The sequence below is a fragment of the Nitrobacter sp. CN101 genome, assembly GCF_055390255.1.
This window is the reverse complement of the sequence record NZ_AP038833.1, coordinates 3,553,210-3,579,617: the sequence shown is the minus strand read 5'-3', so window position 1 is coordinate 3,579,617 and position 26,408 is coordinate 3,553,210. Positions and strand designations below refer to the sequence as shown.

The following is a 26,408-nucleotide window of genomic DNA, read 5'->3' as shown; positions in this document are numbered from 1 at the left end:
GTAAACGTTTGACCTTTCAGACGATTGCGGCGCTGCTGCCATGCTAGAGAAGCCTGGGCAAGTAAATGAATGAGAAGATGTTGATCCAGACGATAACGAGGAAATGCCAGAACAGGCCCAGGCGATAAAGGCGCGAGGCGGCGATGGGGGTGAGTCCGCGCAATGCGATTTCGTATCCCAGCAAGACAATCCAAACCAGGCCGAAGCTGACGTGGGCTCCGTGGGTGCCGATCAAAGCGAAAAAACCAGAAAGAAAGCCACTTTGCCACGGGCCGGCATTGGCGATGGCCATGCCATAAAGCTCCGAGATCTCCATGACGACGAAGCTGAGCCCGGAAATAGAGGTCATCCCCAGCCAGACGATCGCGCGCCGGCGCTGCCCGGCTGATATCGCAACGCTGGCGAAGCCGAAGGTCGCACTGCTTGCCAGCAGGAGCATGGTTTCCGCGAAGATGCGGGGAAGCAGGAATAACGTGTGGGTCGATCCGTCTGCGGTATTTCGCGCCATCGCAACAAAGATCGCGGACAGCAGCGCGAAGACAATCGCATCACTCATTAGCCAGAGCCAGAAGCCGTAGGTCTTCTCCTCGATAGCGCGTTGGGCTGATTCGGCATTGGTTTCATCGCCATGATCGGCGGTGATGACGGCATCTGTCACGTCCGCGCCCCACGTCCGAGTGCAGGCGAGACGCCACGCCGGCTTTCGATCGCCTCGACTTCGCTCGCGGGGATACGTTGGCCGGCATGATCATGGAACGTCTGCGAGAGTACCGCGGCAAAAATGCCTAGCCCGCCAGCGGCGGCCAGCCACCAGATTTGCCAGATCATTGCAAAGGCGAACACGAACGACATCGCGCCAAGCATGATTCCCGCGCTGCTCTTGCCGGGCATGATGATGTCATGAAAGCGCGCGGACCTGTGGTCCAAAGTTCCCGCCTGCTTCAGGGTCCACCACGGATCAATGCCCTCCACGTGCGGCACAGCGGCGAAGTTGTAGGTCGCTGGCGGGGAGGCGGTCGCCCATTCGAGTGTCCGGCCGTTCCATGGATCGTCGCTTGAGGCAGCAAGCGCTTTGCGGTCACGAATGCTGACGCCGATCTGGATGGCCAGGAAGGCGACGCCGCATACGATGAAGAGGACGCCGGCCTGGGCGACGATAAGATATGGCTGCCAATCGGCGACGTCGCTGCGATTGAGGCGCTGCGGCATTCCCATAAAGCCGAGAATGTACAGCGGCATGAAGGCCAGACAGAAGCCGACGATCCAGCACCAGAAGGCCCGTCTGCCCCACTTTTCCTCAAGACGAAAGCCGAACGCCTTTGGGAACCAGTACTGATAGCCGGCGAAATAGCCGAACAACGCGCCGGGGATCAGCAGGTTGTGGAAATGGGCCACTCGGAACGTGGTGTCGTGGATGCTAGGCGGTATCACCGCGAACAAAAAGCCCGTGATACCGCCTATGAGGAACGTGACGATAAACCCGAGCGTAAAAAGCATCGGCACCGAGAATTTTACCTGGCCGCGATAGATCGTGAGCGACCAGCAGACGATTGTCGTGATAGTGGGCACGGCAATGAGCGGAGCCGCGCGGCCAAAGAAGGCGTTCACGTCGGCGCCAGAGCCGATTGTATAGAAATGGTGCAGCCAGACGACTAACGACAGTCCGGTGATGGCGATGATGGAATAGACAAGCGGCGCATAGCCGAACAATCGCCTTCCCGAGAATGTTGCCACCACTTCCGAATAGATGCCGCAAGCCGGTAAAATCAGGATGTAGACGTGTGGATGTCCCCAGATCCAGAACAGGCTGACATAGTTCGCGACGCCGTCGCTGCCAGCGAAAAATTGCGTGCCGAGATGACGGTCGAGGCCAAGCAGCGCAGCGGCAACAATCAGGGATGGATAGGCAAAGATGATCAGTATGCTGGTGCATAGCGCCGTCCAGGTGAACAGCGGCATCATCATCAATCGCATCCCTGACGCGCGCCGTTTGACGATCGTGACGAGAAAACTGATTCCCGCCAGTATCGAGCCGACGCTGCTGAGCAAGACTGCCCAGATCCAGTAATCGACGCCGACGTCCGGACTGAGCTGCACGCCAGATAGGGGCGGATACGCGGTCCAATAGGCGGAAGAGAATCTGCCGACGACGAGCGAGATCATCACCAATGTCGCGCCTGATGCTGTCAGCCATAGGCCTGCGGCATTCATGAACGGGAACGCGACCCGGCGCGCACCGATCTGTTGCGGAATAACGATGCTGAACAGGCCAAGCACAAACGGCATCGCCACGAAGAACATCATGATCGTGGCATGGGACGTGAAGATCTGATTGAAATGGTCCGGCGGCAGATAGCCGTGCGGTTCGAATGCAAATGCTTGCTGGGTGCGTATCATCAGTGCGTCAACGACGCCGCGCACCAACATGATCAGCGCCAGAATCACGTACATGATGCCGATCTTCTTGTGATCGAGGCTCGTCAGCCATTCAGACCACAGAAACCGCCATCGACCGAGCCGCGTGATGATTGCGACCACGCCCAGTGCGCCGCACACGACGGTCAGCGCTCCTGCCATGGCGACGCCGCTATAAAACGGCAGGGCGTCAATCGTCAGCTTACCGAGCATATCAATTGGTCTTCGGACAGGGAGAGGCTGCCGCGGTCCGTGACAAAATCAGACGGTGCATACTCAAGTCTTTCGAGAGTACTGAGTAGGGCCACGAGGTCAATTGAAATCGCAGGGGGGGTCGCTGGGATGACCGCAGTAGCTATACAAGACTTTGAAAATACTGATGAATTATCATCGTGCCGTCGTTTATCTGCGCTGGAGGTCGAAGGCAGGTTGCGCCTACGAACCGCCGTCCGTCTGACAACGGATGGTAGCCGACGAAGGTCCGAATTTGGGCGGACGTGACTGCCGCCGCGGACAGTGTGTCGGACCGGAGACTGACATGATCGCAACCGCTCGTGAAATCTGCATGGTTCATCCTGGAGGGATGATCTCGACGATGTTGTAGCGAGTTTTACCGGAGACGACATTACCCTTTTCGACAAACTGCAACTCGGGCCTCATCTGAAGCACGGCGCGCTGATGCTCGGGACGTAAAACTGCGATGGCCGAGGTGGTCAGTTTAGCCAGATCGTCTAACGCGACTGCGCTTATTGGTTCTCTCACGTAAACCAGCATGTTGTGATCGGTCGAATCTCCGTTTGCTATGTAGAGAGGTCGCTCCTGAAGGGCGGCAGCGATCGCCTGGCCCGCCAGACGGCTCTCCTGAAAGAGGTGCAGAGCGATGGGCATCACCATCCAGCCTCTAACCAGCAGCCCGCCAAAAATCATACAGGTCACGACCAGTGCAGACACGATGACCCTGGGATGGCTGTGGCGCCAGTTCTCAAACATCAGCCCACAAATCACTGCTAACGTCATGGTTCCTGGCATCGCATAACGTGCAGCCACTTTGCCCGGCCAGACCAGGAGAACGAAGGTGCAAGCGACAGAGTAAAGGACCGCGGCAAGCAGCAGGTCATGCTGAGTATTATCTCGCCATCTGCGGACGGCGATCATGATTGCGGGGCCTATCAGGATGGAGCCCGGCAGGAACTCAACAGCCAGGCTCTTGGCGAAATCCATATGTCCGAGAATCGTCGTCAGGCCGGTAGTCGTCTGCGTCAGACGCGAATGGGCTTCCCAGGTACCGACATCACCCGGCTTATAAACGAGGCCATACCAGGCCCCAATGATTAACCCGGCGCCAATGTTCGCCGCGACAAATGCTGGAATCTGATCGCGCTGTTTCAAAAGGATGTAAGCGCCAACACCAAGAGTGAAATAAGCAACTTCCTGCGGCCCCTTCGTCAGGCCGGCAAGTGCGATCAACATACTGATACAGAGCCATCGTCCGATGGTTAGTCTCTCATCGCGAGTTCCCTGCCACCACACGTAAAACGCGCCGAACAGCAAGACCGAGAGAACGACGTCAGGTTCGGCATTGATGAATTTTGGCGCGACAACGGGCATGCTGATCCAGCAAAGTGCGCCGAAAATCGCGGCACTCTTGCCAGCAACAGATCTGAGCAAACTGTAGATCAGCAACGCTCCGGCGAGGAAAAAGCAAAGGTGGGGGATGCGCAGCGACCATAGCGTGACGCCGCCAGTTGTTTCGCCAAAGAGTGCAGCTATCCAGGATAATAAAACCGGTCGCTCCGCGAACCGTTCGCCGTAGACGAAGGGGGTCAGCCCATGACCTGCTTCCAAGGCCCCGCGCGCGATGGCGATAATGCGTCCTTCCTCAAGGTTGGCAGCGCGGATAATCGTCGCAGGCACAGCCTGGACCAGGAAGAAGCAGACAATCCACAGGATCGGCCATCGCGACCTGTCCAAACCAGAGAAACCGGAGAGCATCCGTTCTCCAGGTGCAAAAGCGATGTCCCGTAACCGCCCGAAGGCTGAGCGTCGGCTTGCCTGATCCACGTGCACTTGTGTTTCTATGGAATCCACGTTTGCGCCAAATCATACGCGCGATCGGCGCATTCATGCCTGTCGGAAGACACCGGTAGAGCGGGCTCGATCTGGAACGATCCCCTCACGAGCGCATCAAAGTTGGTACGATCTCGTCAAGCTAGTCATCTTGCGCGCCCTCCAGGTCTTTCACCTTGAGTCCGTGCTCGATGAAAAAACGGTATTGCCTGGAGTTTTCCTCGTAGAACGGTTTGTCTTCCACCGGCCCATAAAGCTCGAACGCGTAGTTATAGAACTCGCCGGATGGAGACTCATCTTTAACGGAGGCCATCTCCAAAATGACTCCAAAAGACGGCGCGCGAAGGACTTTCAATTGATCGATCAGCTTGGTCGCCGCCTTCTCGGACGTTCGCTGCAAATTCACCACCGCGGGCGGCCAATTTTGGTGATCCGGAAACGAACATACGACCGAATACAAGCGCGTGGCGGCAGGCGGTGAATTGGGATCGTTCGGATTATAGCTGCCCCGTTTATTCAGACCCGATGCCGTCACCGTGCGGCCAGTTCTCCACGTGACTTCATCGCCACTTTTGAGCTTGACCGTAAATTCAGCATCGGCGGGAGCCCAATGTTTGCTATCGTCCGCACGCGCAAGAATTCCGCCGCCGGCTTCCCGCGGACGCCATAAAATGAAGCACCAGTTGATAAAAACCGGGCAGATGCGAATGGACGATCCGATGCTGCGACCCAGCAGGCTGTGCCAGAACTCACCTTCTTTTGCGTCCTCGGCTTGGGCAAGTTCGGGCGATGAAGCCTGAAGCAGCTTCAGTCGCGGCACTTCCACGTTGCCAAAACTGCCAAGACCCGGATGGTCCTGCAGGAACGCGGGCAAGCGCGACTTAGCCATGATAGTCTCCTAGGCGTGGGGAGGGACATTCCGACGCATGATCGAGGATTCCGTGCCGGGCTTCAATGTAATTCGGACTGAATACGGATTGCTGGACAGCCGCCGCAGTGAGGTCGGACTTGGGCGACCTTGGTACTTGGGTTGCCTTTAACGGTCTTCGTCTCGTCACGACAATCAGGTTCCAGGAATCTGGTTGATGCTTCGGTCACCGTCCCGACGGGCCGCGACAAAATGAACCGGCGTGCAAGCGGTTGAGCGGTGGAGCGGTGGAGCAAACAGCTTCTTACGAGATCGCTGACCACCGCCAGCCTGCTTGCCGAATATTGAGTCTGGCGCGTCTCGTCGTAGGTGGTTTGTTCATTATATCTGTTCATTGTAGATGGGCTTGCTAGCTGAACAGGAAGCATAATCTGAGGGTGCACTGCGTCATTGAATCGGAAACAAAAGATAGTTGGTCGTGTTCTTCCAACACTGCTTCCGTAAGACGAAAAAAATGCTCATTTCGAGGATCAACGCCCTTGCGCTTTCTAACGATTCTAGTCTAGCATAAACCTACCGTCGCCGATCATGTGGGTCTGAGAACGACGGGTCACGAGCGGGAAACGTCTGTTATCTAACAAAACTTAATGCCCGCCCGATCATATGGATCTGAGGACGAGGGATCATGAGCAAAAAGCCCCTAGCGTCGTGGCGATTTATGCCCGTTGTTGCGCTAGCTACGACAGCCATATGGGCAGCGTTGCCGACAGTGGCTAACGCAGCCGATGCAGCGGCCGGTAAGAAATTATTCGACGATAAGACGTGCAGTGCATGTCACAGCATAGGCGGGGGGGATCTTGTTGGTCCCGACCTGAAAGACGTTACGAAAAAGCGTCCTTCCGAATGGCTGCATGAGTGGATCTCTAAGCCGGACGCGATGATCGCTAAGAAAGATCCGGTCGCGGTTGAGCTGCTCGGTAAATACAACGGCATGGAGATGCCCAATCTGGGGTTGTCCACTGCTGAGGTCGACAACATCATTGCTTTCCTGGAGACGGGTGGCGGTGGAGGGTCCTCAGCTGCTGCGGCGCCGGCCCTCAAGGGTGATGCCGAAAAGGGCAAGGATCTCTTCACCGGTAATGATCGCTTCGCTAATGGCGGTCCTCCTTGTATGGCGTGTCACAGCACCGGCGGCCTCGGAGCTTTCGGTGGTGGTGCGCTTGCTCCTGATTTGACCACTGTGGCAAAGCGACTTGGTGGAGCTAGCGGACTGTCTTCCTGGCTGGCTGGTCTGCCTACGCCGACCATGAAAGCAGTCTGGACGAAGCAGCCGCCGACTCCGCAGGAGCGGGCAGACGTTGCTGCCTTCCTTGCTCAGGAAGGGTTGGCCGTACGTACGGCTTCAGCAATCTGGCAGCTGGCAGGGTTGACTGGCTTGGGTGCTGTGATTCTGTTGTTGATCGCTGGTTTCAGATGGCGGAATCGCCTGAAGTTTGGTGTACGGCGGCCGATGATGGCTACGCCTACGACCGGACGAAGCACGGGTCCCTACCACGGCGGTTGGTTTACGGGTATGTATTCCGACGGTTGGATCGGAAGGTTTAAGGGAACTGACGGTAATAGTAATAGGCCGCGCGGCCGGACGAACGCACCGAGGAGACACTGATGAGCTGGATACTTGACCTCGTTAATCCCCGGGAGCGCAAGTGGGAAGAGTTTTACCGCAACCGCTGGTCTCACGATAACGTCTTCCGCAGTACGCATGGCGTTAACTGTACCGGTGGCTGCTCCTGGGCGATCTACGTCAAAGACGGAATCATCACCTGGGAAATGCAGCAGACTGACTATCCGCTCCTTGAGCGCAGTCTGCCGCCCTACGAGCCGCGTGGATGCCAGCGTGGTATCTCTGCGTCTTGGTATGTCTACAGCCCGATCCGGGTGAAGTACCCATATATCCGCGGTCCTCTTTACGACCTTTGGAAAGAAGCCAAGGCGTCAAATCCTGATCCGGTGCAGGCCTGGGCCTCCCTGGTTGGAGACGAGCAAAAGCGGCTTCGCATTCAGAAGGCGCGCGGCAAGGGTGGCTTCCGCCGTGCCAAGTGGGTGGAACTGGTCGAGCTGATTGCTGCGGCTGCTCTATATACGGCCCGTAAGTGGGGTCCGGATAGGGTGATGGGCTTCTCGCCCATTCCGGCCATGTCGATGTTGTCGTATGCTGCGGGTTCACGCTTCCTTCAGCTTTTCGGCGGCGTAAACATGAGCTTTTACGACTGGTACGCCGACTTGCCGACGTCGTTCCCGGAGATTTGGGGCGACCAGACCGACGTGTGCGAAAGCGCAGACTGGTACAACAGTAAGTTCATTGTTTCGATGGCTGCGAACATGAACATGACGCGTACCCCTGACGTGCACTTCATTGCAGAGGCGCGGACCGAGGGTACTAAATTTGTGGTTCTCTCGCCTGACTTCAGTCAGATCGCTAAGTATTGCGACGAGTGGATTCCGCTTCAAGCGGGTCAGGATACTGCTCTTTGGATGGCGGCCAACCACGTTATCCTCAAGGAGTACTATATCGACCGTCAGGTTCCGTACTTCATCGATTATGTGAAGCGCTACACTGACCTTCCGTTCCTTGTCGAACTGGAGCCCAATGGGAACACTTACAAGACAGGCCGGTTGTTGCGCGCTAAGCGTGTTGCACGCTATCAGGACGTCGAGAACGGCGACTGGAAGATGCTGGTGCTTGATGCCGGCACTGGTGAGCCTCGTGCGTTCAAGGGCCAGGTCGGTGACCGTTGGGGTTCTACGCATGGTAAGTGGAATCTGTCTGCTGAAGACACGTTGGATAACAGTCCGATCGATCCGGTGTTGAGCTTTATCGATAAATCCGATGGTGTGGTGCAGGTTGGGTTCGATGACTTCGTGAATGGTAGCGTCGTTTCGCGCGGCGTTCCGGTTAAGCGCATCGCTACGGACAAGGGCGAGGTGCTCGTTGCGACCGGCTTTGACATCATGATGTCTCAGTTCGGCCATAGCCGCGGTCTGGAAGGCTCGTTTGCAACCAGCTACGACGATGAGGACGCGCCTTATACGCCAGCTTGGCAGGAGCGTCACACCGGTATCGGCCGTGAGACGGCGATAAGGTTCGCGCGGGAGTTTGCGACCAACGCAGAACTCACGAACGGCAAGTCCATGGTTATCGTGGGCGCCAGCGCCAACCACTGGTACTACAATAACCTTTGTTACCGATCTGCGACAGTCGCCTTGATCCTGTGCGGTTGCTGCGGTGTCAACGGCGGCGGTATCAACCACTACGTCGGTCAGGAAAAACTTGCTCCCGTTGCGCCCTGGAATACGATTGCGATGGCGCTCGATTGGACCAAGCCACCGCGCGTCGTGCAGTCGTCAACTTGGCACTATGCTCATAGCTGTCAGTGGCGCTACGAGCAGGAGTTTACGGAGTACGGCTTGACTGCGCCGAATCCGCGATGGGCTAAGGGTCATGCGATAGACCTGGAAGCGAAGTCGGTGCGTTCTGGCTGGATGCCATTCACGCCGCACTTCAACCGTAACCCAATCGAATTGGCCGCTGAAGCCGAGCGTGCGGGTGCGAAGAGCACTGAGGATATCGTCACGCACGTCGTCGATCAGGTCGCCAGTAAGAAGGTGAACTTCGCGATCGATGATCCGGATGCTGACGAGAGTTGGCCTCGGATGTGGTTCATCTGGCGCGGTAACGCGATCCAGTCGAGCGCTAAAGGCCACGAGTTCTTCTTGCGGCATTATCTCGGAGCTCACGATAACTCGATTGCCGAGGACCGTGCTAAAGGCAAAACGCATACGGTGAAGTACCGTGACGTGGCGCCACGCGGAAAGTACGACTTGGTTGTCGATCTTAACTTCCGTATGAACACAACGTCACTTTATTCTGACATCGTGCTTCCGACTGCCTTCTGGTATGAGAAGAACGACCTTAATACGACAGACTTGCACTCGTTCTTGCACGTACTTGGGCAAGCGGTTCCACCGGTGTGGGAATCGAAGACGGACTGGGAAATCTTCAAGCTGATCTCCAAAAAGGTCAGTGAGTTGGCTCCGCTAGCGTTCTCGAAGCCGGTTAAGGACGTGGTTGTTCAGCCACTCATGCACGATACTCCTGATGAGCTGGCTCAGCCGGAGATCCTCGACTGGGCTGAAGGTGAGTGCAAGCCGGTGCCGGGCAAGTCATTCCCGCACGTACGAGTGGTCGAGCGAGATTATGCGAACTTGTATAACAAGTTCATTTCGTTCGGTCCGAAGGCTCGCGAGGATGGCGTTTCTGCGGTCGGTGTGAACATTCCGATCAAGAAGCAGTACGACCAGATGCTTGATAATCCCGTCATGCCGATGCCTGATGCGAGGCATATGCGGTGTGTGGAATGGGGTGGCAAGCGGTATCCAAGTCTGGAAGATGTGCTTGACGCGTGCAACACCTTGTTGATGTGTGCGCCAGAGGCAAACGGCGAGGTCTGCTATCAGGGCTTCCATAACGAGGAGCATCATGTTGGTCTGCCGCTAGTCGATATTGCGGAGCCCACTAGGGGCGTCTCTTCGACCTTCTACGATCTGACGCGTCAGCCGAGACGAATTCTTACAAGTCCCTGCTGGACGGGTATGACCAACGATGGTCGTGCGTATTCCGCCTGGTGTATGAACGTCGAGCGTTTGGTGCCTTGGCGTACGCTGACTGGTCGCCAGTCGTTGTACCTCGATCACCAGTGGTACCTTGACTTTGGTGAGCATATTCCGACTTACAAGCCGCGGCTCAATCCGCGCAAGACCGGTGATATTGTTAAGAGTCGGGTTGATGATCGTTCGTTGGTTCTGAACTACATCACACCGCATGGTAAGTGGAATATTCACTCTACTTACAAAGACAATCACCGTATGCTGATGCTATCTCGTGGCATGGATCCGGTGTGGATCAATGATAGAGATGCGGAGAAGGTCGGTATTGAGGATAACGACTGGGTCGAGGTCTACAACGACAACGGTGTGGTCGTAACGCGCGCCAACGTGAGCCGCCGAATTCAGCCGGGCACTTGCATGTACTACCACGCAGTTGAGCGTACGGTGTACATTCCTAAGTCGCAGGAACGCAAGTGGCGGGGCGGTGGGCACAACAGTCTGACGCGTACTCGTATCAACCCATTGTTCTTGGCCGGTGGATATGCTCAGTTTACATACGGCTTTAACTACTGGGGACCGACTGGTATCTTCACACGCGACACCCATGTCGTCGTGCGTAAGATGGAGAAGTTGGAATGGTAGGCGATATCGCGACGCATGATCACGATCATGATCATGATCACGACCATGATCACGATCATGAATCGGCTCCGGCGCATTTCGGTGCGCCTGAGCGGGTTAGCGTCGGGAAATACGTGACCATTAACTACACTCTGCGGACTAACGGTCAAATTCGTCACATTCGGTCAGCTGTGTGGGGCGATGAACCGTTGGAATATCAGCACGGGAGTGGACGTCTGCTGCCTGCCCTTGAGCGTGCGCTCGAGGGTAAGGCTGCGGGCGAACGGTTTGAAGTGACGTTGCCGCCTGAAGAGGCTTACGGAGAGCGCGACAAGGCGTTGCAGCAACGAGTGCCGGCTGAAACGTTTGGCGGTGTAGATCAAATTGAGCCGGGAATGTGTTTTCTTGCGCACAGCGACGACGAACGTCGAGTTGAAAATGTGATCGTTACCGAGGTCGATGAGGATAACGGGTATGTAGTAGTTGATACGAATCACCCGCTTGCCGGTATGACGCTCGAGTTTGAGGGTAGCATCGTGACGGTACGCGACGCTCCAACTCCGGCGGGACACCAGCATATCGATCCGACAATAGCGAGCATGGGTGATGGACTTGCGTTGGCTGCCGCGCAAGCGACGGTGGATTCACGTCGCAAGCGAGGCGTTGAATCGTCAAAACCACCTGCGCCCGACACTGTCGATGAGAACGGCAACAGATAAGTGCGCAACGACAATCGAAAAATGAAGTCATAAGAACGAGCCATAGGAACGAAGGAGTATACACATGGACATCCGAGCTCAAGTTTCGATGGTCTTTCACTTGGACAAGTGCATCGGTTGCCACACCTGCAGCATCGCGTGCAAGAACATTTGGACCGATCGCAAGGGCACCGAGTACATGTACTGGAACAACGTGGAGACCAAGCCGGGTACGGGTTACCCGACACGTTGGGAAGACCAGACCAAGTATCGCGGCGGCTGGGTGGTTGACGGTCAGAGGCAGAAGAGCTTGCGGCTGCGGCTGCAGGGCAAGTGGGGCACGCTGAGCAACATCTTCTACAACCCCTATCTGCCGACGCTCGACGATTATTACGAGCCCTGGACCTACGATTACCAGAACCTGATCAGCGCACCTTTGGCTGACGAGCAGCCGACTGCGCGGGCGATTTCGATGGTGACCGGCAAGTACATGGACACGATCGAGGCGGGACCGAACTGGGACGACGACCTCGGCGGTTCGCAGGTCTACGCGAACAACGATCCGAACCTTGACGGCGCCTCCGATGAGGAGATGCGTCAGATCAACGAGATCAACAGCACGGTCTTTTTCTATCTGCCGCGCATCTGCAATCACTGCCTCAATCCGGGCTGCGTTGCGGCGTGTCCGCAAGGCGCGCTCTACAAGCGCGGCGAGGACGGCGTTGTGCTGGTCAGCCAGGAGCGCTGCCGAGCTTGGCGTATGTGCGTGTCCGGCTGCCCCTACAAGAAGACCTATTTCAACTGGTCGACGGGCAAGGCCGAGAAGTGCATCCTGTGCTATCCGCGTCTGGAGAGCGGCCAGCCGCCGGCGTGCTTCCACTCCTGCGTGGGACGCATCCGGTATATCGGCCTCGTGCTTTACGATGCGGACGCGATCGAAGAGACGGCTAAGTCGCCGCAGGATCAGCTGGTGATGGCACAGCGCAACATCATCAAGGATCCGTTTGATCCGGAGATCATCGCGGCTGCAAGGGCCAACGGGATTCCGGATTCGAAGATTGAGGCTGCGCAAAAGTCTCCGGTCTTCCAGTTCGTCAAGAAGTGGGGCATCGCGCTGCCGCTGCATCCGGAGTTCCGCACGTTGCCGATGCTGTTCTATGTGCCGCCGCTGGGGCCGGTTCTGGCCAAGGTGGAGAACGGCGTATACGACAACATTGCTAGTGAATCACGGTTGGGACCGTTGATGAGCTCGCTCGAACGATCACGCGTATCGCTCCGCTATATGGCGAGCTTGCTGGCGGGCGGTAATGAGGACATCATCCGCGGCGTCTACAAGAAGCTGGTTGCGGTGCGCGTCTACATGCGTTCGAGGAAGGTCAAGGACATTCCGGACGAGGAGGTGCAGCGAGCGCTGGCGGAAGGCAAGACCACCGCGGCGGAGGTCGAGGCGATCTGGCGGCTCACCTCGATGCCGACCTTCGAGGAACGCTTTGTGGTTCCACCGATGGAGCGTGAGACGGCGGTTGATGCTCTGTTCCCGCAGCTCGATCCGGTCTCTCACAACTATCCGATCCGCAAGGGTGCGGTCGGCGTCGGCTTCCACACCGATCCGGCAAGAGGACCATAGGCCCTCTTCCCGCACGGCAAGGCGCGAGACGGTTCCGGGTTATGTAGTCGGAACCGCCTCGCGTGGTTCTAAGATGGTCTGAAATAGGAAGACTGTCTTATATAATGTGTTCAGTATCCTAAGGCTCGACATAAAAAATCATGAGTCGTTTTTCGCATCGTGCAGAGGTTTTGTATTCGAACCGCGCCAAGGTTTTGAGGTTGTTTGCTGACATCCTCGATTATCCTGTTGCAGGTTTAGAGCATAAGGCTGCCGAATGCGTGGCGCTGGTGAAATCTGTGCAGCCTCAAGCCGCGGCTTTGTTGGCAAGCTTCCGCGATTTTGCCGAGCAGACGCCGGTAGGAAAGCTGCAGGAAGTTTATAGCGGCTTTTTTGATCTGAATTCAATATGCCATCCTTATGTGGGCTATCAGCTTTTCGGTGAAAACTACAAACGCAGTGTTTTTTTGGTCGAACTTAAAAAAAGTTATCGCGTAAGTGGGTTTGAGCCCGATGCTTCGGAAATGCCTGACCGCCTGTCGATCGTATTGCGGTTCGCTGCGCAGAACGAGGGCGAGGACGTCGATGCTCTTTTGAGCAAAGGGCTGTTGCCGGCACTTGAGCGTATGACGACGAAGCCGGAAACTGAAAGTCATCAACACGGACCAGCGGACATTGATGGCGATACTGGAATTGAGCGTGCGAAGCTGGATGATCGTGATTTGCGAAAGCAGCTAAAGGCGCAGCAGCGCGAAGCACGAAAATTGGTTGAGGGGCAGAGTCAGGAAGACGATCGTAAACAACTCAAGGGCCAAGGCCAGGGCGATGTGCTGGAGGGTGGCTTTTTGCTGGCCATGAGCGAAGATTATGATGTGGAAGAGGCGGAGAAACGCGCGCACCCATATCATCAAGTGCTCGACTCATTACGGCTTTTGCTAAGTGAGGGTATGACGAAGAAGGGTGCTGACCGCTCAGCCGAGCAGGAGCGCGTCCTTGGTTGGACCCGAGAGCGATTCAATCTTGACGAGGACGAGACGATCATGGTGTCGGAACTTCCTTGTTCCGATCCGGGCTGCCCGCCAGTAGAAACGCATGTCGTATTCTGGACCCAAGCCGGCCGGCAGCATTTCAAGGTGTATAAGCCACTTGCGGAGGTCGCAGCAGACGACCTGCTGGATTGGCGAGCGTGAGAGGAATATCCCATGTGTGACGGAGGCAAATTCTATGTATGACGTATTCCTGTTCGCGGTTCTGCCATACTTGGCGATCGTGGTGGCGGTTATCGGTGGTGTTCATCGCTACCGCACAAATCGGTTTTCTTATTCAACGTTGTCGTCCCAGCTTCTGGAGAACCGCCGTTTGTTTTGGGGCTCCGTGCCTTGGCACTACGGTATTGTAGTTGTCCTGCTGGCCCATATGATCGGGTTTCTTGTTCCTGGTATGTGGTCAAGCCTTACATCTACGCCGACAGCACTATACACTGTCGAGCTGATTGGCTTTGCATTCGGTTTTGCTGCGCTGATAGGCCTATGCGTTTTGATTGTGCGCCGATTCACAACGGAGCGGATTCTTGCCGTTACCAGCCCGATGGACGGCATATTGCTGGTCGCGCTGCTTGTACAGGTCGCACTTGGTTTCTGGGTTTCTCTGGCTTACCGCTGGGGAGCTGACTGGTACATCGATACTGCGGTGCCGTGGTTGATTTCGCTGGTATCTCTGAATCCGCAAACTCACTATGTGTCGGCTCTGCCGCTTCCTGTTAAAGCGCACATGCTTACCGGGTTCTTGGTGATCTCGCTGTTTCCGTTCTCGCGGCTCGTGCATTTGATCATGTTCCCCTTCTGGTACTTGTGGCGGCCGTACCAGATCCAGATCAGAAACACTGTGAGATCTGCCCACTAGTCGCTTGGCGTAATAGTTACGTTCTGGTAAAAGAGAAAAAAGTATTCTCGCCGGCGAGTTTCGCTCGCCGGCGAGAATTATGAGTTGACGTGTCGGTTGAGAAGTTAGAGCAGAGCGGATCCCGTTGGCTTAGCAGCGCGGCGAGCCGGTAGCCTAAGGTCAGGATCCGGGTACTAACCTGATTTTTGAGAAGCAACGCAATCAGCTAGATAGATTATTTCTTAGGTAGGAGCTACCGGTGGAACATTCAGTTGGCAAGGTAGATACGCCAAGCGAGCCGCAAGGCAATGCGAAGGTGCTGTGGATCTCGACCTTAGCGTTTTCGCTTGGGTTCGCTATTTGGGGGATGTTTTCTGCGCTCGCCCCATTTTTGATTGAGTGGTACCATTTCACGAGCACTCAAGTGCTTGTTTTGGCTGCGATGGAGCCGCTTTTCGCCGCTGCTGTCAGTATTCCGCTAGGTATCTGGACTGACAAGTTCGGTGGCCGAACTGTGTTTACGATTTTGTTGGTTTGCCTTTCAGTGGTTCTGATTTTCGGAACCTTTGCGGAGGGCTACTATTCCTTCCTATTCCTGGGGTCGATGCTAGGACTTGGTGGTGCGACCTTCGTGGTGGGTAACGCTCACGTGTCGTCGTGGTATCCCAAGTCCAGACAGGGTATGGCCTTGGGCCTTTTTGCCTTGGGAAATATCGGGATTACCTTTGGTATGATGGCTGTTACGTTCGTCATAACGAGCGTTGCAGATGCGAACGATCCCGATGGCTGGCGTATCATATTCCCGATCTTCGCCATTCCGACGTTGTTAATGGCGGTGGTTTACATGTTTTTCACGTCTGATGCGCCGCACAAGAAGCTTAAGAATACGTCGACGCGGGAGATTTTGGCTGTCTACCGCTCGGGCGTCGTTGTTTGGCTGGTGCCTGGCCTTTATTGGGTGGCGTTCGGCACCTTGGTGTTTTTCGCGTCGACGATGCCGACCTATCTCGTCGATCATTGGCACGTGGAAGCGACCTCGGCAGTGGCATTTTACACGCCGCTGCTGGTGGTTTGCGTGGCAGCTACCCGACCGCTCGGGGGCTGGCTGGCTGACCGTTATGAGGTTTTTTCCCTTTTGACTTGGATGTTCGGTGCCATGTCTGTTCTTGCCGTGCTGATGGCTTTGCAGATGTCACTGAGCTTGGAGTTGGTCGCCATTTATGGGCTGGCGTTGCTGTCGGGCGCGTCAGCGGCAGTGGTCATCAAGCTAATCCCGATGTACTTTGAACAAGTTGGCGCAGTCAGTGGATTGGCCAAAGCTGCCGGCGCGGCTTGCGGTTTCACGATGACCGCTGTTCTGGCAGCCAGCAACTTCCTGTTAGGGGGGTACACGCTCGGCTTTGTTGTCTGGGCACTAATGAATATGGCGGCTTTTTATGTTTCGTTCTCGCGAGTTGGCTTCAGGAATGTGAAGCCGATCAGTGCTGAGATCGCCGAAGCCGTTCCTGCCCATTGAATCCTTTATCTAGGCGATCCTGAGAGGTTTGCCTGTCAACCATTCACACCGCCCCCGGGAAAGGGGGGCGGTGTGGCGTCACAACGGTGTCTAAGCCCAAGGTTAGTGAAGTCTAGTGCAGCCGTTCGACTCACCTAAACGTCGCTTTCGGCTTCGCATGCGCGGCGCCCGCCGCCTTTCACCAGCCTATTTTGCGTTGGTGATGGCTACTGGGATCGTCTCCATTGCTTCGGAGCGGGCCGGATTTCATCCGATCGCCGTCGCTCTTCTTTGGCTGAATACAACACAATTTGTAGCGCTCTGGATTCTCACGTCGTGGCGACTCATACGCTACCGTCGAGCACTGATTGTCGATCTCACCGACCATCGTTCTGCGCCTGGATTCCTTTCCGCGGTGGCTGCCACGGGGGTGATGGCGAACCAATTCATACTCGCTGGCGCATTAGACGTTGCCATGGGACTTTGGATTTTTGGTATTCTCCTTTGGATTATCCTGACCTACACAATTTTTGCAAACCTGACGATTATGGAAGCCAAGCCGACCATTGATCAGGGAATCACCGGGGCTTGGTTGCTTGCGGTTGTTTCGACCCAGGCGATCGCTCTCCTGAGCGCGCTACTCGCACGACATATTCATCAACCCCTCCGGCTCGACGTCAATTTTCTGGCGCTTTCGATGTTGCTGTGGGGCGGCATGATGTACATCTCGATCATCTCGCTTATTTTCTATCGCTATATGTTTTTTAAGTTCTCGCCTGCCGATTTCGTGCCCTCGTACTGGATCAACATGGGAGCGATGGCTATCTCAACGCTTGCTGGCTCGGTGCTGATTGAGAATGCGGCGGATGCGTGGTTCCTTGAGGAGCTACTTCCCTTTCTCAAGGGGTTTACGATTTTCTTCTGGGCTGCCGGCACGTGGTGGATACCGCTTCTTATCGTCCTGTTTGTATGGCGGCATGTTTATCGGCGTTTCCCTCTCAGGTACGACCCAGCGTATTGGAGTGCGGTCTTTCCATTGGGGATGTACACCGTCTGCACTTACGAGATGTCCAGTGCCATGAGGCTGGAGTTCCTACGGCCTATCGCGGATGTATGCGTCTATGTGGCTTTGCTGGCTTGGACGGCAGCGTTTATCGGTCTCGTTAGGAAACTCGCCCGCGATCTGATTCCAGCGCTCAACTCTCGCTGAGGGTCATATGGATCGTCCGCGCGGATTGCATTTGCCGATGTTGATTTCGGATTCGGACACCAGTAGTGCTTCGATTTGAAATTTACGGAGCGGCCGGCGCGTAGCCTAACATCGCATGCCGAGGGAGATAGGCGAGAGGGTATAACCTCGTTTCTAAAATGCGGTTTCGCTGCGCGTGAACAGAATTGAGTCGTATCATCGAGGAAGCCAATCGAATTTGAAATGAACTGTCGTCCGGACCTATAAAAGTCAGGAAATGTGAGGCGCAGCCCTTTCCAAAGCGAGTGTGCATTGGTACACGTGGTTTCGCACTAGGGCGTTCGCCCGAGTTGCCTTCTCAGTCACCTACCGGACGAGAATTGATCGGCGCCTAGGTGTCGACGGATTGCTGCCCGGCATGATTTCGAGGGCGAGCAAAAGTTTAACGCGGGGTGGAGCAGCCCGGTAGCTCGTCAGGCTCATAACCTGAAGGTCACAGGTTCAAATCCTGTCCCCGCAACCACCGATGCCTGCGATAGCAGGTCGTCCAAAACCCCGACTTCCGAAAGGACGTCGGGGTTTTTCTTGCCCGCCACAAACCGGAGGATTGCGGCCAGATCGGCGTCACCGCGCATGTGGTGAAGCAGCGGCTTCGGTTTATCTCGGTGTCCACGAAACCGGCAGCAGGCCACATCTCGGTGCTGTGCCAAGGTCTCGCGTGCTGGTCGATGCAGAAATCCTATGGTTTGCGAAGGCGGGTGTGGTTTTAGCTGCGCGGCTTTTACGGCGCGCTGCTACGGTTGCAGTGCGGCAGGTGCATCGGAAATTCCGGGCTTCAGGATCTATCCGTTCGCCGGTCGTGCTGCCGATCCGATCGCGAGCGGGACGATTCGAGATTGCTTCGGCAGATTTTCCGGACGATAAGCCGGGATCGAGTGAATACGTTGAAAAACCGATTCATGAATCCACGCATTCTCCTGCACGAACCGCGGCTCGCGCCCGTGGCAAATAATATCCGGATCGCGAAGTGCGCGTAGCCCACTCCTTGTAAGAGTCGGCTTTCCGCCTGGGTGGCTTCGAATGGAGCCTGGTATTGGGCGAAGCACGGACCGTTCACCCTCCGCTGCAGCAGGTTCGTACCAAGATCCGACAGCTCGCTTATTCCTATGCTCACGACTGGAAGGCTATTGCCTCGCTCTTCGCATCCTTCATCGGCATCGACCCGGGCGGATTGCGCAGAGCCGATCCCTATATCGACACGGACAACTCCTTTGTCACTTCGCTGTCCCGCCCCATTCAAAAACGGTGCCGTCCTGTCATGAGCGCTCCCGCGAAAGCGACGCGGTGGGAATTTCATCGAGGATGGGAATTTCTGCATCGGTGTCCGTCCTGTCCCGGCCCGTGAAGGCGAAGCTGCAACATAGAATGTATTGGGCAGGGCGACTTCGAGAAGATTCAGATACCGCATCGATCTGATCTGGCGCATCCGATCTCGCGCACCGGGTGGACGCCGGCAATATCTCTTCAACTATCGGTTCGTCCGCTCGATGACGGCCATCAACTCGGAGATCTTGCGCCGCTGATCGGCCTTGTTGCCGCTTGTGATCGCGTGCTCGACGCAATGCGCCACATGATCCTTCAGCACTTCCTCCTCGACGCGCCGGAGCGCGGCGCGCACCGCGGATATCTGCGTCACGATGTCGATACAATAGCGGTCTTCGTCCACCATTCGGGATAGGCCGCGGACCTGGCCCTCGATCCGGCTGAGGCGCTTTCGGCAGGATATCTTGATATTATCGCGCATGCCGCGTATATACCCCCATGGGGTATATGATGCAAGGGGACTGCGGAGGTCCGGATGAACACAGCAGGGCAAGCAAAGTCCCAAAATGGAGATGGCTGCGGCTGCAGTGCGGAGAAGCAGACTGCGTCACCCCCCGCCGCATCGAGTGAGGCGAGTTGCTGCGGTGGGGAAGCTGCGACGGCACATACCCATGACGCTCACGCACGTCATCACGAGCAACACCATGGTCAGGCCGCCCATGCGGCCGACGTAAAAGTTCTCGATCCGGTCTGTGGCATGACGGTCGATCCGCAGACCAGCAAGCATCGCTTCGATCATCATGGCTCGACCTATCATTTCTGCTCTGCCGGCTGCCGAACCAAATTCGCCGCGGCGCCGCAGTCATATCTCGACAAGTCCAAGGCGCCGCCGGCGGATGTGCCGGAAGGCACCATCTACACCTGCCCAATGCATCCGGAAGTCCGCCAGGTTGGCCCCGGCGCCTGTCCGATCTGCGGCATGGCGCTGGAGCCTGAACTTGTGTCCCTGGACGACGCGCCTAATCCTGAACTCGCGGATATGTTGCGCCGGTTCTGGATCGGGTTGATCCTCGCGTTGCCTGTGATCGCGTTGGACATGGGTGCGCATATTGCCGGAGCGCATGGCTGGATCGGGCAAACATTATCGAACTGGATTCAGCTCGCGTTCGCGACGCCGGTGGTGATCTGGGCCGGCTGGCCGTTCTTCTTGCGTGGCGGGCAATCGCTGACGACGCGCAATCTCAACATGTTCACGCTGATCGCGATGGGCACTGGCGTCGCCTACGTCTACAGCCTTGCCGCCACCTTCGCGCCCGCGATATTCCCGCAGGCCTTTCGCGGGCATGACGGCGCGGTCGCGGTCTATTTCGAGGCGGCGGCGGTCATCACGGTTCTGGTGCTACTCGGGCAGGTGCTTGAGTTGCGCGCGCGCGAGGCAACGTCGGGAGCCATCAAGGCGCTGCTCGATCTTGCACCGAAGATCGCGCGCCGCATTGATGAGCTGGGCGCGGATCACGACGTGGCGCTTGACGACGTGGCCGTCGGTGACCGGCTCCGGGTTCGACCCGGAGAAAAGGTGCCGGTGGACGGTGTTATCGTCGACGGTCGCTCGTCGCTCGATGAATCCATGGTGACCGGTGAATCCATGCCGGTTGCCAGGGAAGCGGGGGCACGGGTGATCGCTGGCACCATCAACCGGTCTGGCAGCTTCGTCATGCGGACTGAGAAGGTCGGACGCGACACGCTGTTGTCGCGGATCGTACAGATGGTAGCGCAGGCGCAGCGGTCCCGCGCTCCGATCCAGCGTTTGGCCGATCGGGTGGCCGGCTGGTTCGTGCCCGCCGTCATCGCTGCGGCTGCGGTGGCGTTCGCGGTCTGGGCCATCGTTGGCCCCGAGCCGCGTCTGGCGTTCGGTCTGGTTGCTGCGGTGAGCGTGCTGATCATCGCCTGTCCATGTGCACTCGGGCTCGCCACGCCAATGTCGATCATGGTGGGCGTGGGACGCGGCGCGCAGGCTGGCGTCCTGATCAAGAACGCCGAAGCGCTCGAGCGCATGGAGAAGGTCGACACGCTGGTGGTCGACAAGACCGGCACCTTAACCGAGGGCAAGCCCAAGGTCGTCGCAATCGAGGTAGCGGAAGGTGTCGAGAAAGACGATCTGCTGCGTCTTGCTGCAAGCGTCGAGCGATCCAGCGAGCATCCGCTGGCGGACGCCATCGTAGCTGCGGCGAAGCACCGCAATCTGGTGCTGAACGACGTGCAGGAGTTCGACGCGCCGGCCGGGAAGGGCGTGACTGGAAAGGTCGCGGGAAAAACTGTGCTGATCGGCTCAGCCGCGTTTCTCGAATCCCGGAATGTTGCCGTTCACGGCATGGCGGCATTGGCCGAAGATCTGCGCGCCGACGGTGCCACCGTCATCAATATCGCACATGATGGCAAGCTGGCGGGGCTGCTCGCGATTGCCGATCCCGTGAAAGCGTCAGCGCCCGCGGCTCTGAAAGCGCTGGCAGAAGACGGCATTAAGGTCATCATGCTGACCGGCGACAATCGCACCACCGCCTATGCGATCGCCAGGCAGCTTGGCATTGCCGATGTCGAGGCGGATGTTCTTCCCGAGCAGAAGAGCGCGGTCGTCGCAAGACTTCGGGATGAGGGGTGTGTCGTGGCGATGGCTGGAGACGGCATCAACGATGCGCCGGCGCTTGCCACCGCCGATGTCGGCATAGCCATGGGCACCGGGACGGACATTGCCATGGAGAGCGCCGGCGTGACGCTGCTCGGGGGCGACCTCATGGGTATCGCTCGCGCCCGCCGTCTCTCTGAGACGACAATGCGCAATATTCGGCAGAACCTGTTCTTCGCCTTCATCTACAATGCGGCAGGCATTCCGATCGCGGCCGGAGTTCTCTATCCGCTTCTTGGCCTGCTGTTGTCCCCGATCGTGGCCGCCGCTGCCATGGCGCTGTCGTCGGTGAGCGTCGTCGGCAACGCGCTGCGGCTGCGCGCTGCGAGGCTTTGAAGGCGAGGGTAGGTCGGTCGTTTGTTCTTCAGCGGTGAGAGCGCGTCCAGACCTCTCCGCTGCACAACGCGCCGACGCAGCCTTCCACGCGCAGCGCGCCGGGACTCGCGACAGAGACGTTGCTGGCATAGGAGTTGCCGTCATCGGCATTGTAGATCGTGCCGGACCATTTGTTAGATTCGGTCTGCGACATGCCATGGAACAGCGACAGTCCGATCATCGGTCGCTTGGACAGCGCGGGGTTACGATTTTTGTCATCGACGGCAGGTCTTCCGGTCGCGGGATCGATCGGGTTGCGTAGCCAGACAATGACGCCGCAAATTCCACTGCGGCATTTGCTGACACGAACCTTGGCATCGCCCGCCTGTGTTAACCAGATGCCGGTGGGGTCGGCCGGTGTCTGTGCGCCGGCGACAGATAACATGGCGGCAAAAACTGCGATGACAAAGCCGGATCGCACGAGCATGACAACCTCCAGAGTTTCCTAGGTGGCATAACAAAAAAACCGAGTGATGCAACGTCATACGTGCGGCAAGTTCTTTGAACAGCAGGAGGTGGGTTAGCAGCGAGCTGCGCGTCTCGTGAATATGCGGCCTGCAAGACTGGCATACCCAGCGTTGACCACTCTCAAGTTATGGTATGTAACGGCTATTGTAGTACTGGCGAAGGAAACTCCTGATCGGGGGTTTTCTCTGGTCTCAATTTCAATCTCCCACCAATTCGGACAAATAACCCATGACCTTTACGCTTCCGAACCTGCCGTATTCCCATGACGCGCTTGCGCCTCATATGTCCAAAGAAACCTTGGAATATCATCATGATAAGCACCATCAGGCGTATGTGACCAACGGAAATAACGCAATCAAGGGGACCGAATTCGAGGGCAAGTCGCTCGAGGAGATCGTGAAAAGCTCATACGGCAAGAGCGCGGCCGTGGGCGTCTTCAACAACGCCGGTCAGCACTATAACCACCTGCATTTCTGGAACTGGATGAAGCCCAATGGCGGTGGCAACAAACTGCCCGGTCGTCTGGAGAAGAAAATCATCGAGGATTTTGGCAGTCTGGATAAGTTCAAGGCTGACTTCGCCGCGGCTGGCGCCGGGCAGTTCGGTTCGGGATGGGCGTGGCTGCAAGTAAAGAATGGTAAGCTCGGAGTGTCCAAGACGCCGAACGCCGAGAATCCGCTGATTCACAACGCGACTCCCATTCTTGGCTGCGACGTTTGGGAGCACTCCTATTACATCGACTACCGCAATCGCCGTCCGGACTATCTCAAAGCGTTCCTCGATCATCTCGTGAATTGGGATTACGTCGACGAACTGTTCTCCAAGGCCGTCTGATCTATAGGCGGAAAATCTCATGAAAGGCGGCATGGCAGTGCCGCCTTTTTTGTTGGTATGCCCGTTCGTTATATTTCTCATCAATGTTTCAGATTGGACGCAGCGAGGTCTGCTGCGTCACCTTCTCGCATCATCGCTCGATACCGCTGTTGTACGAACACGGCGAGATCGGCTGGCTAGCCATCTACGTGGTCGGGATCGGTCGTTCGGCCTGTTTGCCGGTCTCGCGCTGCTCCGTCCATCTGACATAGCGCGACGACTGCTGGACGCCCCGTTCGCGAAGCCACCGGCTTGCCTGCTAGCCAACCGTGATGTTATAATATAACGGTCATGGACTTCTCAATTTGGCTCCCTGGTCTCGTCCGGGGCCGGAAAGCGTATCAGGTGCTTCCTCCTCACACTCACGTCCATGGTCAAGCTCACGAGCATGGACACCCAAAGGGGCACGCCCATGGACCATCCTCGCCGCATCCGGCCCAGGCAGTGCCGTGGTCGATCCTGCGGATGGCGCTGGTTGCTCGGCTGGGAACGGCGCTTGCGGTCAGCGTCGGACTTTGGGCGGCCGTACTGCTGACAACCGTGAGATGGTAGCGCAACTGCAATTTCGTGACGTCACGCTGGGCTATGAGCGGCATCCGGCCGTGCATCATCTGAGCGGTGAGATCGCGGCCGGCGCGCTGCTGGCGGTCGTCGGTCCAAACGGTGCGGGTAAATCCACCCTGTTTCGCGGCATCGTCGGCATCCTGAAGCCGCTGGCGGGATCGATCGCCTTCGGCGATCTCGACGTCCGCGATATTGCCTATTTGCCACAAAACGCTGAGATCGATCGCAGCTTTCCGATTTCGGTGTTCGATTTCACCGGTTCTGGATTGTGGCGAACCACCGGCGCGTTCGGCGGACTCGGCAGGCGCGAACGTCGGCGGATCGTTGAAGCTCTTGCGGTTGTCGGCCTGAACGGATTTGAAAACCGCCCCATCGGCACGCTGTCGGGAGGGCAGATGCAGCGCATGCTGTTCGCTCGGGTGCTGTTGCAAGATGCCGGCGTGATCGTCCTGGACGAGCCTTTCAACGCCATTGACGCCAAGACTTCGGCCGATTTGCTCGCTCTGGTGCGGCGTTGGCATGAGGAGAAGCGCACGGTGGTCGCGGCGCTGCACGACATGGATCTGGTACGTACGAATTTTCCGGAGACCCTGCTGCTGGCGCGCGGCGCGGTGGCATGGGGACCAACGGCGCAGGCGTTGACGGCCGACAACCTGTCGCTGGCCCGGCAGATGTGTGAAGCTTTCGACGATGGCGCTGCTGCCTGCGCAGCGCACGTTCCGCCGCGCGCAGCTTGAGGCATCATGATCTACGACGTGCTGGTCGCTCCCTTCGCTGATTTCGAATTCATGCGCCGTGCGCTAGCGGCGGCGATCGCGCTTGCGCTAGGGGCGGCGCCAATCGGCGTGTTCCTGATGTTGAGGGGGATGAGTCTTGTCGGCGATGCGATGGCGCACGCGATCCTGCCGGGAGCGGCCGTCGGTTTCCTGCTGTCGGGCCTCAATTTGTTCGCGATGACCGTCGGCGGATTAATTGCTGGGTTCGCAGTGGCGATTCTGGCGGGGGTGGTATCGCGCGTCACCGAATTGAAAGAGGATTCTTCGCTGGCAACCTTCTATCTCGCGTCGCTGGCGTTGGGTGTCACCATCGTGTCGGTCAAAGGCACCAACATCGATCTGCTTCATGTGCTCTTCGGCAATATCCTTGCGATGGACAACCAGACGCTCATGGTGATCGCGGTTAATGCCACCGTGACACTTGTGGTGCTTGCGGTGATCTACCGCCCGCTGGTGATCGAATGCGTCGATCCCGTGTTTCTGCGCACGGTGAGCCGCGCCGGTGCGCCGGCGCACCTGGCATTTCTCGGATTGGTCGTCGTTAACCTCGTCAACGGCTTCCATGCCATGGGCACCCTGCTGGCAGTCGGGCTGATGATTTTGCCGGCGGGCATCGCCCGGTTCTGGTCGCGCGACATTACCGGCATGATGATGATCGCTGTCGTTAGCGCGCTGCTGTCCGGTTATGCCGGACTGGTGCTGTCGTTTCACAGCAAGGTGCCTTCGGGACCGGCAATCATCCTGGTGGCATCGGCGTTTTATGTCGTGTCTGTGCTGTTCGGACGCGTCGGCGGGATTCTGCGACAGCTTTTTCCCGCGCCCCATCTCGAAGCGTGATGGTGGACGTCATGGCGCGGTCTCGTCTCGGAATATGGGTGATCGCGATCGTGTTGGCAGCGCTCGCGCCCGTCCGCGCCCAAGACCGCAGCGATGACCTCCACAGCGATGACCGGATTGCGGTGGTCGCGAGTTTTTCGATTCTCGGCGATTTCGCGCGGGCTGTTGGAGGCGTGCGGACCGGTGTCACAACGCTGGTCGGGACGAGCGGCGACGTGCATGTGTTTACCCCGACGCCGGCAGACGCCAAAAAGGTCGCGGCCGCGAGGCTGGTCATTGTCAACGGCCTCGGCCTCGAAGGCTGGCTGCCGCGGCTGGTGCAGGCCTCCGGCGGCAACGCGGCGATCGTATTCGCGACCACAGGTGTCCCATTGCGCGCGGCCGATGCCGGTCAAACGGTGCACGGTGAGGGTTCGGCAGATCCTCATGCATGGCAGTCCGTTGCCAATGCCAAAATATACGTCGTTAATATTCGAGATGCACTGATTGCGGCCGATCCCGCGGGCGAAGCGGTCTATCGGGACAACGCCGCCGACTATCTCGCGAAATTGGATGCGCTGGATCAGGAGGTTCGCGAGGCAGTGGCCCGGATTCCGCCAGAGCGTCGCAAAGTGATCTCGGCCCACAATGCCTTCACCTATTTCGAGGCGGCCTATGGCATCGCTTTCATCGCTCCGCAGGGCGTATCGACCGACAGTGAGGCGAGCGCGCGCGATATCGCCGCCACGGTCACGCAGATCAGGACCGCAAAAATTCCGGCCGTGTTTCTGGAAAATCTCAGCGATCCGCGGCTGATCAGCCAAATCGCCACTGAGGCCGGGGCACGGGTCGGGGGGACGCTCTATTCCGACAGTTTGAGCGATGAAAAGGGCGACGCCCCCACTTACATTGCCATGGTCCGGCATAATATAAAGGCGTTGATGAGCGCGCTGGCGGAATAGTCGCGGGCTTGCCTTCCCCAGGAAGGATCGCGAAGCGGCTCGTGTGGTCGCCGAGTGCTG

The 26,408-nt window shown here is 57.5% G+C and carries 20 protein-coding genes and 1 tRNA gene; 15 read left to right on the top strand and 6 right to left on the bottom strand.

Annotated elements, in window-relative coordinates; translation table 11 throughout:
• Positions 1-43: 43 nt before the first annotated feature.
• From ACZ5IL_RS17885 to ACZ5IL_RS17870, 4 genes are all read right to left on the bottom strand, one after another.
• Entirely contained in the window at positions 44-658 is a 615-nt protein-coding gene (locus tag ACZ5IL_RS17885; protein ID WP_464593588.1) for a cytochrome c oxidase subunit 3, read from the bottom strand.
• Positions 655-2,628 carry a cbb3-type cytochrome c oxidase subunit I gene (locus ACZ5IL_RS17880; protein ID WP_464593586.1) on the bottom strand — a complete coding sequence of 658 codons (1,974 nt, stop codon included), beginning with the start codon at positions 2,626-2,628 and terminating at the stop codon, positions 655-657. Before ACZ5IL_RS17880 ends, ACZ5IL_RS17885 begins: the two co-directional genes overlap by 4 nt.
• A gap of 357 nt (positions 2,629-2,985) precedes the next feature.
• Positions 2,986-4,407, bottom strand: a complete 1,422-nt coding sequence (locus ACZ5IL_RS17875; protein ID WP_464593584.1) for an ArnT family glycosyltransferase — start codon at positions 4,405-4,407, stop codon at positions 2,986-2,988.
• A 217-nt stretch (positions 4,408-4,624) separates the two neighbouring features.
• Complete coding sequence (locus ACZ5IL_RS17870) at positions 4,625-5,371, bottom strand: hypothetical protein (RefSeq protein WP_464593582.1); 747 nt, start codon at positions 5,369-5,371, stop codon at positions 4,625-4,627.
• A gap of 664 nt (positions 5,372-6,035) precedes the next feature.
• Between ACZ5IL_RS17870 and ACZ5IL_RS17865 the strand changes: the two genes are divergently transcribed.
• From ACZ5IL_RS17865 to ACZ5IL_RS17825, 9 genes are all read left to right on the top strand, one after another.
• The gene (locus ACZ5IL_RS17865) at positions 6,036-7,016 is read left to right on the top strand and encodes a c-type cytochrome (protein ID WP_464593580.1); all 981 of its coding nucleotides are present in this window, start codon (positions 6,036-6,038) and stop codon (positions 7,014-7,016) included.
• Positions 7,016-10,660 carry a nitrate reductase subunit alpha gene (locus ACZ5IL_RS17860; RefSeq protein ID WP_464593578.1) on the top strand — a complete coding sequence of 1,215 codons (3,645 nt, stop codon included), beginning with the start codon at positions 7,016-7,018 and terminating at the stop codon, positions 10,658-10,660. Before ACZ5IL_RS17865 ends, ACZ5IL_RS17860 begins: the two co-directional genes overlap by 1 nt.
• The gene (locus ACZ5IL_RS17855) at positions 10,654-11,358 is read left to right on the top strand and encodes an FKBP-type peptidyl-prolyl cis-trans isomerase (protein WP_464593576.1); all 705 of its coding nucleotides are present in this window, start codon (positions 10,654-10,656) and stop codon (positions 11,356-11,358) included. The genes ACZ5IL_RS17860 and ACZ5IL_RS17855 overlap by 7 nt, the downstream gene beginning before the upstream one ends.
• A 64-nt stretch (positions 11,359-11,422) precedes the next feature.
• Complete coding sequence (gene narH / locus ACZ5IL_RS17850) at positions 11,423-12,964, top strand: nitrate reductase subunit beta (protein WP_464593574.1); 1,542 nt, start codon at positions 11,423-11,425, stop codon at positions 12,962-12,964.
• Positions 12,965-13,104: 140 nt separating this feature from the next.
• A complete protein-coding gene (narJ, locus tag ACZ5IL_RS17845) occupies positions 13,105-14,133 on the top strand; it encodes a nitrate reductase molybdenum cofactor assembly chaperone (RefSeq protein ID WP_464593572.1) in 1,029 nt (342 codons plus the stop codon).
• Positions 14,134-14,167: 34 nt separating this feature from the next.
• Positions 14,168-14,845: a respiratory nitrate reductase subunit gamma gene (gene narI, locus ACZ5IL_RS17840; protein ID WP_079447822.1), complete on the top strand. Its 678-nt coding sequence runs from the start codon at positions 14,168-14,170 to the stop codon at positions 14,843-14,845.
• A 238-nt stretch (positions 14,846-15,083) separates the two neighbouring features.
• Positions 15,084-16,340: an MFS transporter gene (locus ACZ5IL_RS17835; RefSeq protein WP_464593570.1), complete on the top strand. Its 1,257-nt coding sequence runs from the start codon at positions 15,084-15,086 to the stop codon at positions 16,338-16,340.
• Between the two features lie 115 nt (positions 16,341-16,455).
• Complete coding sequence (locus ACZ5IL_RS17830; protein WP_464593568.1) at positions 16,456-17,529, top strand: tellurite resistance/C4-dicarboxylate transporter family protein; 1,074 nt, start codon at positions 16,456-16,458, stop codon at positions 17,527-17,529.
• 425 nt (positions 17,530-17,954) lie between these two features.
• Positions 17,955-18,031, top strand: a tRNA-Met gene (locus tag ACZ5IL_RS17825).
• A gap of 1,005 nt (positions 18,032-19,036) precedes the next feature.
• Here ACZ5IL_RS17825 and ACZ5IL_RS17820 read toward each other — a convergent pair.
• On the bottom strand, positions 19,037-19,312 hold the full coding sequence (locus ACZ5IL_RS17820) for a metal-sensitive transcriptional regulator (protein ID WP_079447773.1): 276 nt from the start codon (positions 19,310-19,312) through the stop codon (positions 19,037-19,039).
• A gap of 54 nt (positions 19,313-19,366) precedes the next feature.
• Between ACZ5IL_RS17820 and ACZ5IL_RS17815 the strand changes: the two genes are divergently transcribed.
• Complete coding sequence (locus ACZ5IL_RS17815) at positions 19,367-21,850, top strand: heavy metal translocating P-type ATPase (protein WP_464593565.1); 2,484 nt, start codon at positions 19,367-19,369, stop codon at positions 21,848-21,850.
• A 28-nt stretch (positions 21,851-21,878) separates the two neighbouring features.
• Here ACZ5IL_RS17815 and ACZ5IL_RS17810 read toward each other — a convergent pair whose 3' ends face one another.
• The gene (locus tag ACZ5IL_RS17810; RefSeq protein WP_464593563.1) at positions 21,879-22,316 is read right to left on the bottom strand and encodes a DUF2147 domain-containing protein; all 438 of its coding nucleotides are present in this window, start codon (positions 22,314-22,316) and stop codon (positions 21,879-21,881) included.
• A gap of 269 nt (positions 22,317-22,585) precedes the next feature.
• On the opposite strand from ACZ5IL_RS17810, the gene ACZ5IL_RS17805 reads away from it, so the two are divergent.
• The 5 genes from ACZ5IL_RS17805 to ACZ5IL_RS17785 all read left to right on the top strand — a co-directional run bounded on the left by ACZ5IL_RS17805 (position 22,586) and on the right by ACZ5IL_RS17785 (position 26,348).
• Positions 22,586-23,191, top strand: coding sequence for a superoxide dismutase (locus ACZ5IL_RS17805; protein WP_425908529.1), 606 nt, complete (start codon positions 22,586-22,588; stop codon positions 23,189-23,191).
• 330 nt (positions 23,192-23,521) lie between these two features.
• Positions 23,522-23,782, top strand: a complete 261-nt coding sequence (locus ACZ5IL_RS17800; RefSeq protein WP_464593561.1) for a hypothetical protein — start codon at positions 23,522-23,524, stop codon at positions 23,780-23,782.
• Positions 23,776-24,531: a metal ABC transporter ATP-binding protein gene (locus ACZ5IL_RS17795; protein WP_464593559.1), complete on the top strand. Its 756-nt coding sequence runs from the start codon at positions 23,776-23,778 to the stop codon at positions 24,529-24,531. Before ACZ5IL_RS17800 ends, ACZ5IL_RS17795 begins: the two co-directional genes overlap by 7 nt.
• A gap of 6 nt (positions 24,532-24,537) precedes the next feature.
• Positions 24,538-25,407, top strand: a complete 870-nt coding sequence (locus tag ACZ5IL_RS17790; protein WP_425908532.1) for a metal ABC transporter permease — start codon at positions 24,538-24,540, stop codon at positions 25,405-25,407.
• Between the two features lie 11 nt (positions 25,408-25,418).
• The gene (locus ACZ5IL_RS17785; RefSeq protein ID WP_464593556.1) at positions 25,419-26,348 is read left to right on the top strand and encodes a metal ABC transporter solute-binding protein, Zn/Mn family; all 930 of its coding nucleotides are present in this window, start codon (positions 25,419-25,421) and stop codon (positions 26,346-26,348) included.
• Positions 26,349-26,408 lie beyond the last annotated feature (60 nt).